Here is a 15,645-nt window from a genome sequence, read left to right as displayed (position 1 = left end):
CCAACGAACCGGCGTTGCGATTACGGACGGCGTTAGAGCCAGCGAATTAGCGATGAGATTCGCTCGGCACTCGTTGCATCGTTTAGCCGAATCGTTACTATAAGCGCACCGAGCGGCGCTCGTCGGCCGCCTTCATCATCGCTTCGATAAGCTTCAGCGAGACGAGTCCGTCGCGCGCGCTTACCGGCGGCTTCTTGCCCTCCACGATGCAGTCGACGAACGCATTGATGACGCCGCTGTCGGTTTGGTTGTCGTTCGTTTGGATCCCTTCGATCTCGTATTCTCGCGAGCTGCCGTCGCTTCGTTTCACTTGCACGGGAAACGACTCGTTGGCGAAGATTTTCAAAATCCCTTTCTCGCCGTAGAGCACCGTGCTGTTATCTTCCTCGCCGTAATAGGTCCAGCTGAGCGCAACGGTGCCGAGCACGCCGCCCTCCGTCTTCACGATGCAGACCATGTTGTCGTTGACCGCAATCGGCTCGCCGTCCGCATCGGTCTTGTGGAGCGCGCCGCCGAATGCCGCGATATCGGCGATCTCGTCCTCGAGCAAATAACGAATGAGATCCAGCTTGTGAATGCCGAGGTCGCCCGCCGCGCCGAGCACGGAACGCTCCTTGCTGAAGAACCACGAATTTGTGCTTTTCACGAACGCCCAGTGCTCCGGCCCGCTGTGGCCGAACGTCGTCTGGAACGTCAGCACCTTGCCGATCTCGCCGGATTCGATCAGGCGCCTGGCGACGACATGCGCCTCCGAGAACCGCTGATTGTGGCCGACCATCAGGATGCGTCCCGACTCCCTGCCCGCCTGCATCATCGCCCGCGCGCCTTCGACCGACGTCGCGATCGGCTTCTCGCACAGCACATGCTTGCCTGCCTGCAGCGCGTCTATCGTCACTTCTTCATGCGTTTCGTTGGACGTGCAGACGCTCACCGCATCAATCTCAGGATCCGCCAGGATGGACGCAATGCTTGGCGCCACCCGGCCCCCGTACATCTCCGACAGCCGCTCCGCCCGCTCGGGATTATGATCGAAGAACGCGGCAATCTCCGCGTTCTCGTTCGCCGCATATTCCGGCGCATGGCGAAACTCCGCGATCGAACCGCATCCGATGATCGCGACTCTAATTGTCTTCATGCTGTTTTCCCCCTCGTCTTCGGTCTAACCTGCCGTTCGCGCGCAGGCCTCTACTTCTTACTACCCCAATTCGGGCCGAATGAAAGAGATGGACGTTGGCGAAGAGGAATACCGTTGCGTGGACCGCCTTCCCCCGGAAAACCCACTAGCAAAAGGAGCTGCAAGAGATGTAAAAGGAGCGAGAGCGGAGTAGGCGGCGAAAGTAGCGAGTGTGGAAGGAATGGAAGGAATGGAAGGAGCGACGAAGTAGCGAAAGTAGCGAGCGAGGCAGGAGTGGCGAAAGTAGTAAGATTGGCGAGTGTGCCAACAACAGCTAAAGTAACCCAACCAGCCAAACAAATCCAACCAGCCAAACTAACCAAGTTAACCTAGCAGCCTAAGTTTCAGGTAGCTTAATTACCCTTCAGCCACCCTCGACACGGCCAGCACTCTTCGGATACTCGTTTGACCTTGGCGCGCACGCTCGAGTTCACTATTTAACTGCAAATTTGCATCTATTTCCCGTGTTTGCTCCCCCATAAATCGATTTAAATGCAAAACTGCATTTATTTGCGAGGTATTCCGTCTATCCGGCCCCTTTACGCCAAAATAAGTGCATATTTGCAGTTATTCCAAGGAATTGGACAATTTGCGCTGAAATAACTGCATATTTGCACTTATTTGCAACTTATTCCGATTCGCTAGCCGCTCTGAAGCGAAATCAGTGCACGTTTATCGTTTTCCAAAACGAGCACAATGAAAATGGTCCGCATGCGCAGTTCGTTCCCGCCTCCGGTACGCCAATTCGATGCCTTCGCCCTCTCTGCCCCGCTTAACGCTACCTACTCATTCCATCTTGAACCGTTCGAGCTGCTCCCACAGCCCCTCGCGCCGCAATATCTCCACCTGCTTCTCGCCAATCAGGTCGAAATGCGGAAACGGCTGCCGCCGGTGGATATACTTCGGGTCCAGTCCGTTCTCGCGGCACCATGCGGCGAGCTTCTCCAGATCGTCGCAGCCGACCTTGGTCACGGTCTTGATGCCGACGAACCGCGGCTCCAGCCAGTAATGCGTCATGAACGCGATCTCTCCGCTCCGCGCCCGCGACTTCCAGCGCTCCAATTCTTCGCGTTTCACGCCGAATGCCATGACGGTGCCTCCTTCGTAAACTAACGTTGCCTGCAACTCTGTTACCAGTGTACCAAAAATTGCCCCGTTTTCTACATGCACGCGATGCAAGCCCTCCTCCTCCCCTCCGTCTCCGCCCCCCGCGCGTCTCCTCTGAATCGCCAAAGAAACCCGCGTCTGTCCGCGGGTTCCTTGCCTTTCGCTATATGGACTACTTCCGCCTCGCATCCGCGATCGCCAGGCACGTGTACACTTCGCTGCCGCCGTAGTACGCCAGCCACCGGCCCTCATGCCGGGTCATGCCCGTGAAGAAAATCGTATCCCGGAAGTACGAGACGATCTCGTCCGGATTCGCCGCGCTGCGCGCATCTTCCCACGGGTACTTCGCTTCCGCGATCAGAACGGGGCGCGGCAGCCATTCGACGGCCCGCTCGGGATTGCTTTTGGACAAGAGCACCTCGCCCACGGCGTAGAAGTGGCCCGTATGGTGACCGCCCGTGAACAGCAGAACGGCGTCCGGATGCGCGTCATCGTAATCCGCCAGCGCGAAGCAGCCTTCGCCGCCCGGCCAGAACTCGCCCGTCTCCCGTGATTCCCAGTGGATCAGATCGTCGGAATAAGCGATCAAGCCGTCGTTGACGTACATGACGAATTTGCCGTTGGCCGCGCGGACCGCTTCGTTGTCCGGATTCTGCAGCACGCACGGGTTGCGGTGAATGCGCGCCGCCTCGGGGAACGCCAAGCCTACTTTCTCCCAGTGAAGCAGATCCGCAGAGGTTGCGACGAACACGCCGTTGCGCTTCGGATTGGCGAAATCCCGCCAGTCCCATCGGTTGCAATACAAGTAATACATGTCCTCGTGCTTGACGACGCAGACGTCCTCGAAGCTATAATCCTCGTCTTCGCCGCGCCGGAACAGCTGCCCGCTCCCAGCCGCGCGTTCGAAATGAATGCCGTCCGGACTTGTCGCGACGCCGATGTCGCAAATATAATCCATCGCGCCCAGGTCCGTGAACCCTTCTTCCCCGCCGGCCCAGTAATCCTCTCGCAGCGGCTCCTCGCCGCGGTAGACGTAGTAGAACCGCCCGTCCTTGCGCACGACGGCCCCGTTATGCACGCCGCCGCCGAAACGCCCGCGGTCCCACCCTTCTTCCGCCGGAGCGAAAACCGGATTGCCCGCGTACTTGCGGAACGGTCCGATCGCCCAGTCCGGAAGACCGCCGGATGTTTCGTCCGCCGGGTCCTCAGAGAAACCGCCCCAATATTTATCCGGATTATACTGCGTCGCCTCGTACATGTCCTTCTGGTACGCCTTGCCCCCGCCCTGCCAAACAAAGAATCCTTCCCCGAAAAAAGCTTTGCGGCCGTCGTCCTTCGGTTTCCCTGCCTCGTCGTTCATTGCGCTGCCTCCCCGATTCGTCATGCCTTCATTATAAAATGCGAATCGGTGCACGCGTTACGCGAGCATTTGCTGCAAATGGACGGTTTTTCCCTTTTCGCGACGCAATCGGACAAGACTTCCACCCTTTCGGACGAACAGGTTCCCTTCCTCCCGTTCTTCCGTTCTTCCGTTCTTCCGTTCTCCCGTTCTTCCGTCATTCCGTCTTTCCGTCCTTCATTCGCCGTTCGGCAGCTCGGCCGCTCGAATGCTTCCCGCGCGCGGGATCAGCTGCCTCCCCGAAACAGCAGCCGATATTCGCTCGGCGTATGTCCGGTTTTCATCCGGAACACTTTGCCGAAGTATTTCTCGTCGTGAAAACCTGACTGCTCCGAAACCATGTACACGGGATAATTGGTCGTTTCGAGCAGCGCTCTCGCGCGTCGGATGTTGAGCTCCTGCACGTAGGTGACGAACGGCAATCCGACGATCTCCTTGAAGCTCTTGCTGAAGTAGCTGATGCTCATGTTGATCGCCTTGCAAATTTCCGTCTGCGTCAGTTTATCGCCGGCATGCTCGTTCAGCATATCGACGGAGGCGATGATCGACGCCGCGACTTCTTCCGAATACATCGTGTTGCGCAGCAGCGCCCTTCCCCGTTCGCGGACGGTTTCCGCCCAGAGCTTGAGTTCCGGCATCGTGCCGACATCCGTCAATCCCTCTGCATAAGCCCGCAAAGCCGCGAGGGAAGGACAACTGACCGGCCATTGCGCCATGCCGGATTCCAAGGCGGCCTTCCATCCCGCCGGTTGGAAGCTTTGCAGGGATTCGCTCATCAGCCGTTCATAAGCGCCCTGGTCCACGATCCATTTCAAGCCGCGCCAGCCGCGGACGAGATGCTCTTGCGCGGCGGCCGCTTCGGCGCTTCCGCCGCCCGAAGCCGTTTGCTCCGCGGCTGGCGCGAATTGCGCGGCAACCCGCTGCAGCAGCTCCAATACGGATTCGTCGTCCAGCTGCGTCTTCACGATATAGTCTGCCGCGCCAAGCCGCAGCGCCTGCTGCAAAAAATCGAATTCCTGATGGCAGGTCAGCACGACGGAACGAATGCGCGGATGTTTCTCCCGCAGAACGCGCAGTAGCTCCAGTCCGCCCATGCCGGGCATGGAGAGATCCGTGAAGACGAGATCGATGCCGCCTCCTTCGATCAGTCTCAGCGCCGCCTCCGCGGTCTCCGCTTCGCCTGCCAGCTCCATGCCGAATCGCGACAGCGGAAGCATGCTCAGAATGCCCCGGCGAACGAGCGGCTCGTCTTCGACGATCAACGCTTTAATCATCGGCTTTCCTCCCCGTCATATGATCCGGCAGCGTAATCGCGATGGTCGTTCCCTCGTCGATGACGCTGTCGATCGACATCTTCGCGGCACTCCCGTAATACACTTCCAGCATTTTCTGCACGTAATTAAGGCCGATGCCTAATCCGGATTTCCGCCCGCCTTCGCCGCTCAGCAGCTCTCGGATTTTCTCCGGTGCCATGCCTTTTCCGTTATCCGCGACCCGGATGTACATCCGTCCGGCCTCCGCCTTACCGAGCGTGACGTGAATGTCGCCTTGCTCGCTCAGCAGCCCGTGATAGAGCGCGTTCTCCACGAGCGGCTGCAGCACGAAACGCGGGATAGGAACGCCGCCGACCTCCGGTTCGAGATCCACCGCGATATTGAATCGATAATCGTACCTGACGTTCTGCAGCTCGATATAGTCGTGCAGCGCATCGATCTCCTCTTGAATCGTGACGATCATGCTGCTCTTGGCCATGTTGTAATGCAGCACGCGGGTGAAAACCTTCACCAGATTCACGATTTCCGTCTGTCCGTTGGCCCTCGCGAGCCACTGGATCGTGTTAAGCGAGTTGTGCAGAAAATGCGGATTGATCTGCGACATCAGCTTCTCCACTTCCAGCTCGCCCCTGCGCTTCTCCTTATGCTCCACTTCGAAGATCAGCTCCACGATCTTCTCCCTCATCATCCGGAAGCTTCCGAACAACATATCGAATTCCTGAAGATTCGTCCGCATGTCGGAGCGTTCTTCCTGATTGTAGCTGAAGCGCTTGATCTCGCGGTTGATTCCGTGCAGCGGCCTGTATACCATCCGCCAGATGTAGATCGCCGCGAACGCCGTCACCATCAGGGACAGGATCGCTACCCAGGCGAATTGAATGCGCCACGCATTCAATTCCTTCTCGTAGCTGGCGAGCGGCACGAGGAAATACATCGTCCAGCCGTCGGCGCTCCTCGCCGCGAACTGTTTGTAAGGCTCAAGCCGGACATCCTTCTTGCCCGTCGTCACGAAGCTTCCGACCGCGACGCGCTCGCCCAGGTCGCTGAACATGACCTTGCCCGTGCCGTCGGTCAACAGCTGCCCGCCCTGCCGGCCGATCGCCGAATTCGTGAACGTATGCAGCAGTTCCTCGAATTTCGCTTCCAAATAGATGTAATAGCTTTGCCCGGCTCGGTAATCGATCTTGCGGATCAGCGATACGACCGTTTCGCCATGCTCCTTGAGCACCGAGGCATGCGGACCGTTGAAGTCCAACTGATTCGCCCGGTAGAGCATCGGAAACGGCTTATCGTCGATGCGCCCGAAGCTGAAGGCCGGTTTAAGCGGCGACGTCTCGAACTGCACCGCATTCTCGTAAGCGGGCATATAGAGAAAGAGCCCGTTCACGCTCGGATTGGAATAAATGATATTGGTCAGCGACTTGTCGATGCGCATGAACAGCTCCGTCTTGCGGACGGGATCGGTATTGTTCAAGTACTCCAGCACGTCGTCCCCGAGCCCTCCGTCCACCACGAGCAGCTGCGAGACGCTTCCTAGGTTGGACAGCACCTTATCCAGCGCTTCCCGTTCATTGTCGACGATGGACTGATAATTGACGCTGATCTTCTCCTGCTGCACTTTGTACATCCAATAGTAAGACGTGAAACCGATCAGCGCGATCGGGGTAACGCTGACGATGATCAGCAGGATGATCAGGCGTCCCTTGAGCGTTCCCGGCCACAACGCGGCGCGCCACCGGCTATTGCTCCTCTGCGTAATGTCGATGCTGCCCCCTCGCTGCAGCGGATTCCTCCGGCGGGGCGGAGCTTGATTCCGCTCGTTTCGGTTGAAACCGCTTCCTATCTATATTGTAGCCTTACGCGTCACTGCCGCCAATATGGAACCGTATGGCGAATTGCGGCTGTTCGCTTGCCGGGCTGACCGTCCGAATCAATTCTTTCCCCCCATCGCAGCAAATCCTTCCCCCTCTGGAGGAGCGGAGTTGATGCGCATGAGCCGGCAAGGAAACGAAACGAAAGAAGAAATCCCCCCTCGCGGACGCGCGAGGGGGGATTTTGCAACCGATGCAGCGGCTGCCGTGCCGATGCCCGCGCATGATTATCGGGCGACTTCGCCTCGTGCAGGAGCGAAAAAGTTCTGCTCCACGTCCTCGGCGAGCAGCGGGCGGCTATAATAATAGCCTTGGATCTTCTCGCAATCGTTGTCCGTCAAGATATCGAGCTGTTCCTTCGTCTCGATCCCTTCCGCGATGACATCCATGTTCAAGTGCTGCGCCATCGCGATGATGGTCGCGACGATGGCCTTGTCGTTCTTGTTCACGGTAATGTCGCGGATAAAGGAACGGTCGATCTTGAGTTTATGAATCGGGAGGAGCTTCAAGTAGCTGAGCGAGCTGTAGCCCGTTCCGAAATCGTCCAAGCTGATCCGGATGCCGAACGCCGTCAATTCGTTCAGGATGGCGGTCGACACCGATGCGTCCATCATCATGCTTTCCGTGATTTCCAATTCCAAATATTGCGGCGCCAGTCCCGTCTCTTCCAGGATGCTCTTGATGTAACCCGTCAAATTGGATTGATGAAACTGCTGGGAGGATAGATTCACGGACACCGTGATGAGCGGTCCGCCCGAATCATGCCACGCTTTCATCTGCCGGCATGCCTCCCGCAGCACCCACGTTCCAAGCTCATAGATGATGCCCGTCTCTTCCGCGATCGGAATGAACACGCCGGGAGATATGGTGCCTTTGGCAGGATGCCGCCAACGGACCAGCGCTTCGACGCCGATCATTTGGCCGTCCGTCGCGCGGATCTGCGGCTGGTAATTCAGGAACAGCTGGCCGCGCGAGATCGCCTGCCTGAGTTCGATCTCGAGCTCGATCTTCTCCTGCAGCTGCTCGTTCAGTTCGCCCGTATAGAACTGATAGCCGTTCTTGCCGTTCTTCTTCACCTCGTACATGGCGGTATCCGCGTTCTTCAGCAATTGAACCGCGTCTTCGCCGTCCTGCGGATAGACGGAGATCCCGATGCTGGCCGTGACGTAGAAATCGTTCTCCTTCAAGCGATACGGGACGCCGATCGCGGCGATGATTCGCTCCGCGATTCGCGCGACTTCGCCCGCGTCATATCCGTGATCGCACAGGAACGTGAACTCGTCGCCGCCCATGCGAGCCGCCGTCACGTTGTCGCCGCGTACGCAGCGAAGAATGCGCTGGCTCACTTCCTGCAGAAACACGTCTCCGTACGTATGGCCGAGCGAGTCGTTGATTAATTTGAACCGGTCGATATCCATCACCATGACGTAGAACGGTTCGTTCCGGCTCTCGATCATTTGCGTGATCGCTTGATTGAACATGCGGCGATTCGGCATCCCCGTCAATTCATCGTGGAAGGCCAAATATTGAATCTTTTCTTTCGAGCTCTTCTCCTCGGTCACGTCTTTGGCGATGATATAGCTTCCGACGATTTCTCCGTCCTGTTCGACCGGAACGTTCACGACGCTCAAATCGATGCGTTGCCCATCTCGATGAACGATAACGGTCTCGTACCGCTGCATTTCCCCACCGAGCGACTTCAAGAACAGGTCTCTCGTGCGCTCCTGCTCGTCCGGCGCGATGAAAGCGAGGAGGTTATCGATCGTGTTGCTGCGAAACCACTGCCCGTTTAATCCCGTCAGCTTCGTTATGGCCGCATTGAAGCCCGTAATGCGATAGTGCGCATCGATGGATATGATGCCGTCCTGGTTATTATCGAACAAGGACTTGTACCACTTCTCGCTTTGCTGAATTTCCGAGTCTTTACGGGAAAGTCGATTGGAAACGAAAATGCCGAGCAGCGACAGCCCGAGCGTCAGCAGCGTGCCGCCCACGATAAAGTAAGCCAGAAACTTCGGATCGAGCAGCATGCCTTTCGTCGAGGAGGAATCCGCCCTCATATGGAAACGGGCCGCCTGCATGCCCGTATAATGCATGCCGACGACCGCAGCCCCCATGATCAGGCTGCTGCCGATCTTCTTCGGCACGCTATTGGGCTCGTTGCCTTTGCGCAAATAAAAGGCCAGCCACAACGCGGCGATCGAGGCGACGACCGCGATGAGAATCGAGCAGCCGAATAAGACGGGATCGTAGGTAATGTCGATCTGCATGGCCTCCATGCCGATATAGTGCATCGCCGATATGCCTGCCGCGAGCAGCAATCCGCCCCCGAGCAATTGGGGCATCGTCAATCGGCTTCGTCCTACGACGAACAACGCAACGAAGGAAGCGACGATCGCCACGATGACGGATAGGAGAACCGTGGCCAAATTATAGGCAACGGACATGCTGAGCGAGAACGCGAGCATGCCGACGAAATGCATGGACCAGATGCCGAGGCCCATCGCGGCCGCGCCGAAGAATAGCCATCCCCAGCGATAAGCTCCTCTTGTCGAGCTTATTCGTCCGACTAGATCCAGCACCGTATACGACGCGACGATCGCGACCACATAAGAGAATAGAACCAGCAGCATATCGTAAGTACCGTGCATGTGTTGCACCCTTGTTCCTCTTTTCATTCGTTGGTTGACCTTACTGTCGGGCAATAAAGACGTCGGGAAGGTAAAAACATCGTTTAGCAAATACTTCTAATGAATTAATCATAATCTGAATTCTGCCATTTTCAAGCAAAATGTTTCCAAAATAGCCGATTATTCAATCTAAATCGACATAAATCGAGCCGGTGCCCCTTGGGCACCGGCTCGATTCGTATGGCGTATCGGCATTCTTGTCTTATTGCGCTGCCGGCTGCTGATCCAGGAAGGCTTGCAGCTGTTTCTTCACTTCGGCCTTGATGGCCTCGATATCCGACTGCAGGCGCCCGTTGGTTTCCCATTTCTTCTGCAGCTGCGCCAGGCCGCCCACGGGATCTTTCACCATGCCGAGCTTGTAGGCCAGCTCTTCGTTGGCCATTTTCACGAAGTCCGGGTTGGCCATTTGGCTCTTCACCGGGTCTTGGTTGAACGCGAAGCCGGCGATGGCGGACTTGATGTACGTTTTCTCGTCGGCCATGTATTTGTAGTAGTCGACCATTTTGTCCGGAATGCTGTCGGACAGGCGAATGTATTTCGGACTCCAGGTCAACAGGTAGCCGTTGAAGCTGTAATTCGTAGCGAGATCGACGCCGTCCGGGTATTTGAACTTGTCGTCGCCGACCGGCTCCCAATTCTTGCCCTTGATGCCGAGCTCGAACAGATCGTGGTTATCCTGGTTCTCGAAGATCCAGTTGATGAAGCTCATCGCGCGATCCGCGTTGGCCGATGTCTTCGGAATGCAGAGGAAGTTCCAGATTCGGAAATCGCTGATATAGTACGGGTTCGGCTGGACTTTGTCGCGCGTCTTGTTCTGGAACAAATACACACCGAGCTCCGAGGATGGCACGCCAGCTTTCAGCTGCGCGTTGATGGAATCGAAGTTCGCCATCGTCTCGATCATCGCTGCCGCTTTGCCCGCCGCGAACGTGCCGGTCGCGTCTTTGCGGACGATCGGTTCTTTCTCGATATAGCCCTTGTCATGCCATTCGCGAATCGTCGTGAAGGTGGAATAGTCCTTGCCGTTGAACGGCGCGGGAAAATCCGCCACGTTCGCCGCTTTGTCGCCGTTCACCGTCACATCGACGACTTGCTTGTCTTTCACGATCGCGGAAGCGATGATGTTCGGAGCCAGGCTGATATCCCAAATGCCCGCATCCGGCTTGCTCGGCAGATCCTTGTTGCCGTCGATGACGGCGGAAGCGCCGTAGTTGCCGTCGTTCTTGATGACGAGCGGAATGACGTTCTTGTCGTTCTGAAGCACGTTGTCGAAATACTTGGTCATGTCGTCGTTGTTGTTGATATCGCCCATCCCGTATTTCGCGGCCAAGTCCTTGCGGTAAAACATGACGGCCAATTCGCCCAAGTAATGTCCGAGCGGCACGCCGTACGTATGCAGCTTGCCGTCCGTGCCGGTGAATTTATTGTTATCGAGAAACCCTTGGCCGAAAGCGGACTTCAGCCCGGGCCACTTGTCGTTGTTGAAATACCCGTCCAGGTTCGTGTAGTTATCCTGCGCGATGAAGGTATTCATGTTCATCCATGGCGCGTCGAAGGCGATGTCCACTTGCTCGCCGGCAGCCAGCTTCAGCTTCAGCTTGTTGACGTAATCGGCTTGCGGCGTGAACGTGAAATTCAGCTTCAGGTTGAGCGTGTCCTTGGTCTCTTTCTCGAACTCCGCCACGACGTCGTCGAATTGCTTCGGCTTGTCGCCCCACAGCATGATGTTGAGCGTCTGCTCTTTCGGCGGTTCCGGTTTCGCCGCCGCGTCTCCGTTATTTTCTTTGCCAGCGTTCGTTCCCGCATCGGATGCGTCGTTCGCCGGCTTGTTCCCCCCGTTGCCCGCGTTGTTATCGTTGCCCGCGTTGTTATCGTTGCCGCATGCCGCGAGCAGGGATGTCGCCATGACAACCGTAAGCAGTAGCGAAGCCGCCTTAACATGATTCTTCTTCATTTGTCTAACCCTCCCGATGAATGTATATGCCAATCGGCCCGCAAACCGAGTTTAGCCTTTAATCGCGCCCACTTTCAAGCCGCCTACGAAATATCGTTGGAGGAACGGGTACAGAAAAATGACGGGCCCGACCGTCACCATCGCCGTCGCGAGCCGGACCGTGTAAGCCGGAGCGACCGCCGCCGTCGACTGCGATCCCGAGACCGCGATGTTCTGCGCCATGTCGACGTTGCGGATGATTTGCATGATGATGTACTGCAAGGAGAACAAATCCGGGTTGTCGATGTAGAGCATCGCAGGAGCCCAAGACGACCAGTACCCCAGCGCGTAGAACAAGCCGATCGTCGCAAGCGCAGGCAGAGAAAGCGGCAGCACGATGGAGCGAAGCACCCTCGTTTCTCCCGCCCCTTCGAGCTTCGCGGATTCGAAGAGCTCTTTGGGAATGTCGCTGAAGAAATTGCGCATCAGGAACAGGTTCCAAGGCGAGAGAAGCGCCGGCAGAATGTAGACCCAGATGGAATTCTGCAAATGCAGGTATTTGGTCGTCAGGATGTAGCTGGACACCATCCCGCCGCTGAACAGCATCGTGAAGTAGAAGAACATCGCGATATGCGAACCATAATGCAAGCGGCCGCCGGAGAGCGCGTAAGCCGCCATGCTCGTGACGATCAGGCTGAGCGCCGTGCCGACGACCGTGACGAAGATCGTGACGAGGTATGCCTTCGGGATCGTCGAGGTCGTGAGTATGGCCTTGTACGCGGCGCCCGAGAAGGCGTTCGGTATCAGGCGGTAGCCGTCCCGCAGCAGCGCCGATTCGTCCGTGAACGAGCTGGCGATGACGAGCAGGAACGGGTACAGGCAGGCAATGGCGAAGACCGCCGTGAACAGGTAGAACAGGACGGTCATGGCGCGGTCGTAGCCCGAGTTTTTCATGCTGTCCCTCCTTGGTTGAATTGGATGCGCTTTCGGATTGCCGCGTCGCGTGAGTGCGAACATTCCCGCTTTCGGCGGTCAGAATAAGGCCGAGTCCTTATCGATCTTGCCCGCAAGCTTGTTCGCCGAGATGACGAGCAGGAAGCCGACGACGGATTGGAACAAGGCGATCGCCTGCGTCATGCCGAACGAGCCGGTCGTGCGCAGCGAGCGGAACACGTACGTATCGATCGTGTCCGTGCGGTTCGTCAGGAAGGAATTGTCGCCGATCAGGGAATAGATCATGTCGAGATTGCCGCCGAAAATATTGCCCAGGCTGAGCAGGAACAGCATCGTGATCGTGCTTCGCAGCATCGGCAGCGTAATCCGGAAGATGCTTTGGAACCGGGAGGCGCCGTCGATGCGGGCCGCTTCGTACATCTCCTTGTCGATGCCGACGATCGCCGCCATGTACACGATCGCGCCGAAGCCCGCCGTCTTCCACAGGTTGAACAGCACGAGAATGAGCGGCCACCATTTGGCTTGCGTGTAGAATTCGATTCCGTTCCAGCCCATGTCCGCCAACAGCTTGTTGATCACGCCGGTATCGGCGGTGAAGAACGCCACCGAGAACAACCCGACGATCGGCCAGGAGATGAAGTTCGGCAGAATCATGACCGACTGCATGACGCGCACGCCGATATTCTTGCCGAGCTCCGTCAGCATGATGGCGAGGCTCAAGGCGAGCAGCGTGCCCGTAATGATGAACAAGACATTGAACAGCACCGTGTTGGTCGTGATGACGATCCAGTCCTGCCCCTGGAAGAAGAACTTGAAGTTCTGCAGGCCGATCCACTCGCTGTGCCAGAGTCCCTTGATGGGGTTGAAATCCTGAAAGGCGATCACGACGCCGATCATGGGCAGGTAGGCGAATACGATGCTGAACACTATCGCGGGTATCGCCATCATGTACAGGTACCGGTTCGTGACGAGATCCCGTAACCCCTTATGTTTGATGGTTGCCGTTCTCATGCGGGCTTCCTCCGTTTCGCTGGGCTTGCTTCTGTGTCTTCATTGTAAAGGAGCCCCGCCTCCGGGCGTTACAAGGCGGTTTATCCGATAATGGCGACTTTCTTGCGCACGCCGGACGCCCATCTCAAGAAAACCGCCCGTTCCCGCGAAATCTTCGCTGTAAGCGCAACAATAAGCGCAAAAAAATCCCCACCCCTCCTGCATGTTCGCCCCCTCGGCAGAATGCCGGGAGCGAATACGCGAAGAGACGGGGATCATGCCGGAGACGCTGCGGGCGGTGTATGCGGACGACGGCAGGCTGTCCGTCGGCCATACATACCGCGAGCAATGGAAACGTTCGGCAAGCAGCGCGCAGGATGAAGCAACGACGACCGACGATGGCAGGCTGCTCGCTCGCCGTAATAGCCCGTGAGCGATGACAACATACGGCCGCCGAACGCCGCTATGAGGTAAGCGGATCTTGGCAGGCTAAGCGCCCACCGCCTGCAGCCACGCTTTCGCGATCAATGCGCTGCCCGCAGGCGATGGATGCACGCCGTCCGGCGCCCAGTACTCGGGCCCCGTGCGCGTCGCGGCCGCGGCGAACAACCCGTCGAGCGGCACGTACAGCGTCTTGAATTCGTTCGCCAGCTCCCTGACCGCCTGAATCTTGGGATCGAGATCCTCGCGCCAAGCCTTCTGCTGCTCATTCACCGGCAGTACGAACGGCTCGACCAAGATCAGATTCGCATCCGTTCGCTCCTGCACCTGCTTCAACAAGCGTCGGTACGTGTCCGCGTATTCCTCCGCGCTCATCGGATTGCCGCTGTCATATCTGCGCCACGTATCGTTGATGCCGATATATACGGATACCCATGTCGGCGCGAGCGCGAGGCAATCCGCTTCCCAGCGCCGTTCCAAGTCGACGACGCGGTCGCCGCCGATGCCCCGGTTCACAAACCGCGCGTTCCGCTCCGGGTATTGGTTCGTGAACAACGAAGCGATGAGATTGGCGTAGCCCCAGCCGAAATCGTCCCCGGTTTCCCGGTTACGTCCGGCGTCCGTGATGCTGTCGCCCTGGAAGAGGACGACGGCGTTATGTTCGATAAGCGTCATCGTTGAATGCCTCCTTGTGATTGTTGACTGCTATCTTCCTATTGCTTCGGATCGGACGTTTTGACCGGCGCGGAATAGAAATAGATTTCGTTATCGCCGTCCGCCGCATCCCAGCCTTGGGCGAACAGCCAGCGGCCTCGGTATTGGATCATGCCGCCCCATGCGAGCGTGCCGCCTTTGTTCATGTCCAGCTGCTTGAAGGGCTCCCCCTTCTTATAGAGCGCCTGCGCTGCAGCGTCCTTCCCGTTCTCGTCGCGGTAGTAGAAATCCATGATCAGGTTGTCGTCGCCGGGAACGCCATCGACCATGACGCATGCCAGCTCGTAAAGCTTCCCGTAGGCGCTCGTGTCGAGATAATCCTGCTGCTCGAACGTCCAGCGCAGCATGTCGTCCGAGTACCCGACCTGCTGCTTCTGCCCGCAGCCTTCGCTGATGAACATCATGTATTTGCCATTGATCCGAACCGCTTCTCCTGCCGGGTTGCGCGGAATGACGGCCCCCTTCGCCCAATAGTGGGAAAGCTCGTGCGGCACGACCAGCCCCTTCTTCTCCCAATGCAGCAGGTCGTCGGATACGGCCAGCTTGATGTCGCAGCCGACCGTCATCTCGAAGCCCATGGCGTCCTTGACCCGCTCCGCCTGCTCTCCGCTCACGGGCCATACGCCGTTATAGAACATATAATATCGGCCTTCCGCCTTGTAGATTTTCGGATCCTCGCAGCCGATAAGCTCATTGTCGGTTGTCGGATAGACGAGCGGATTGTCCGCGTAATCCGTCCACCCCATGCCCTCCTCATATATGGCCAAGCCGATTCGCGAGCCCAGCGTCTCTTTCTTCGGGGCCGCCCGATAGAACAGATAGAGCCTGCCTTCATGCTCCATGAGGCTCGCATTGAAGAGGAAACCGCTCGTCCAGCCGAAATCATAGGGGTCTTGCCACTGCTCCGGCCTTTTGAACGTCAGCTGTTCTTCCTTGACGAAAGGGCCGACCGCCCATTCGGGCTCCCGGTCGTACTTGCCGGAGAAATGCAGCGTCGACAACAGCGAATGCTCGCCTACGTCCATGGCCAGCGCGTCCTCGTAATACTTCTTCATTAATTCTCTCTTGCCGGCCAGACTCATATCCTTGGCTCCTTCT

The 15,645-nt window shown here is 57.6% G+C and carries 12 protein-coding genes; 1 reads left to right on the top strand and 11 read right to left on the bottom strand.

Translation table 11 applies throughout. The annotated features are described in order from the left end of the window. Positions 1 to 97 precede the first annotated feature (97 nt). The 9 genes from AC0YNU_RS23490 to AC0YNU_RS23450 all read right to left on the bottom strand — a co-directional run bounded on the left by AC0YNU_RS23490 (position 98) and on the right by AC0YNU_RS23450 (position 13,413). Entirely contained in the window at positions 98 to 1,135 is a 1,038-nt protein-coding gene (locus AC0YNU_RS23490) for a Gfo/Idh/MocA family protein (protein WP_475761118.1), read from the bottom strand. A gap of 825 nt (positions 1,136 to 1,960) precedes the next feature. Beyond that, on the bottom strand, positions 1,961 to 2,263 hold the full coding sequence (locus tag AC0YNU_RS23485; protein WP_475761117.1) for a hypothetical protein: 303 nt from the start codon (positions 2,261 to 2,263) through the stop codon (positions 1,961 to 1,963). A 190-nt stretch (positions 2,264 to 2,453) separates the two neighbouring features. Next, complete coding sequence (locus tag AC0YNU_RS23480; RefSeq protein WP_475761116.1) at positions 2,454 to 3,641, bottom strand: glycoside hydrolase family protein; 1,188 nt, start codon at positions 3,639 to 3,641, stop codon at positions 2,454 to 2,456. A gap of 266 nt (positions 3,642 to 3,907) precedes the next feature. After that, complete coding sequence (locus AC0YNU_RS23475) at positions 3,908 to 4,954, bottom strand: response regulator (protein WP_475761115.1); 1,047 nt, start codon at positions 4,952 to 4,954, stop codon at positions 3,908 to 3,910. Then, positions 4,947 to 6,677: a cache domain-containing sensor histidine kinase gene (locus AC0YNU_RS23470; RefSeq protein WP_475761114.1), complete on the bottom strand. Its 1,731-nt coding sequence runs from the start codon at positions 6,675 to 6,677 to the stop codon at positions 4,947 to 4,949. The genes AC0YNU_RS23475 and AC0YNU_RS23470 overlap by 8 nt, the downstream gene beginning before the upstream one ends. Before the next feature lie 375 nt (positions 6,678 to 7,052). Further along, a complete protein-coding gene (locus AC0YNU_RS23465; RefSeq protein WP_475761163.1) occupies positions 7,053 to 9,476 on the bottom strand; it encodes a bifunctional diguanylate cyclase/phosphodiesterase in 2,424 nt (807 codons plus the stop codon). Positions 9,477 to 9,717: 241 nt separating this feature from the next. After that, positions 9,718 to 11,469, bottom strand: a complete 1,752-nt coding sequence (locus AC0YNU_RS23460; RefSeq protein WP_475761113.1) for a DUF3502 domain-containing protein — start codon at positions 11,467 to 11,469, stop codon at positions 9,718 to 9,720. A 51-nt stretch (positions 11,470 to 11,520) separates the two neighbouring features. After that, entirely contained in the window at positions 11,521 to 12,402 is an 882-nt protein-coding gene (locus AC0YNU_RS23455) for a carbohydrate ABC transporter permease (protein ID WP_475761112.1), read from the bottom strand. 78 nt (positions 12,403 to 12,480) lie between these two features. Further along, a complete protein-coding gene (locus tag AC0YNU_RS23450; RefSeq protein WP_475761111.1) occupies positions 12,481 to 13,413 on the bottom strand; it encodes an ABC transporter permease in 933 nt (310 codons plus the stop codon). Positions 13,414 to 13,669: 256 nt separating this feature from the next. Between AC0YNU_RS23450 and AC0YNU_RS23445 the strand changes: the two genes are divergently transcribed. Continuing rightward, a complete protein-coding gene (locus AC0YNU_RS23445; RefSeq protein ID WP_475761110.1) occupies positions 13,670 to 13,825 on the top strand; it encodes a hypothetical protein in 156 nt (51 codons plus the stop codon). 56 nt (positions 13,826 to 13,881) lie between these two features. Here AC0YNU_RS23445 and AC0YNU_RS23440 read toward each other — a convergent pair whose 3' ends face one another. Continuing rightward, on the bottom strand, positions 13,882 to 14,508 hold the full coding sequence (locus tag AC0YNU_RS23440; protein WP_475761109.1) for an SGNH/GDSL hydrolase family protein: 627 nt from the start codon (positions 14,506 to 14,508) through the stop codon (positions 13,882 to 13,884). 38 nt (positions 14,509 to 14,546) lie between these two features. Then, positions 14,547 to 15,629: a glycoside hydrolase family 130 protein gene (locus tag AC0YNU_RS23435; protein ID WP_475761108.1), complete on the bottom strand. Its 1,083-nt coding sequence runs from the start codon at positions 15,627 to 15,629 to the stop codon at positions 14,547 to 14,549. Positions 15,630 to 15,645 lie beyond the last annotated feature (16 nt).

This window comes from Paenibacillus sp. J31P316, assembly GCF_056269105.1.
Note: the sequence above shows the minus strand (reverse complement) of the source record. Positions and strands in the feature narration are given on the sequence as shown.

What these genes read in the sequence shown, in the direction of transcription:
- AC0YNU_RS23490 (WP_475761118.1), bottom strand. Translation starts at nt 1,135, where the DNA reads ATGAAGACAATTAGAGTCGCGATCATCGGATGCGGTTCGATCGCGGAG.
- AC0YNU_RS23485 (WP_475761117.1), bottom strand. Translation starts at nt 2,263, where the DNA reads ATGGCATTCGGCGTGAAACGCGAAGAATTGGAGCGCTGGAAGTCGCGG.
- AC0YNU_RS23480 (WP_475761116.1), bottom strand. Translation starts at nt 3,641, where the DNA reads ATGAACGACGAGGCAGGGAAACCGAAGGACGACGGCCGCAAAGCTTTT.
- AC0YNU_RS23475 (WP_475761115.1), bottom strand. Translation starts at nt 4,954, where the DNA reads ATGATTAAAGCGTTGATCGTCGAAGACGAGCCGCTCGTTCGCCGGGGC.
- AC0YNU_RS23465 (WP_475761163.1), bottom strand. Translation starts at nt 9,476, where the DNA reads ATGCACGGTACTTACGATATGCTGCTGGTTCTATTCTCTTATGTGGTC.
- AC0YNU_RS23460 (WP_475761113.1), bottom strand. Translation starts at nt 11,469, where the DNA reads ATGAAGAAGAATCATGTTAAGGCGGCTTCGCTACTGCTTACGGTTGTC.
- AC0YNU_RS23455 (WP_475761112.1), bottom strand. Translation starts at nt 12,402, where the DNA reads ATGAAAAACTCGGGCTACGACCGCGCCATGACCGTCCTGTTCTACCTG.
- AC0YNU_RS23450 (WP_475761111.1), bottom strand. Translation starts at nt 13,413, where the DNA reads ATGAGAACGGCAACCATCAAACATAAGGGGTTACGGGATCTCGTCACG.
- AC0YNU_RS23445 (WP_475761110.1), top strand. Translation starts at nt 13,670, where the DNA reads ATGCCGGAGACGCTGCGGGCGGTGTATGCGGACGACGGCAGGCTGTCC.
- AC0YNU_RS23440 (WP_475761109.1), bottom strand. Translation starts at nt 14,508, where the DNA reads ATGACGCTTATCGAACATAACGCCGTCGTCCTCTTCCAGGGCGACAGC.
- AC0YNU_RS23435 (WP_475761108.1), bottom strand. Translation starts at nt 15,629, where the DNA reads ATGAGTCTGGCCGGCAAGAGAGAATTAATGAAGAAGTATTACGAGGAC.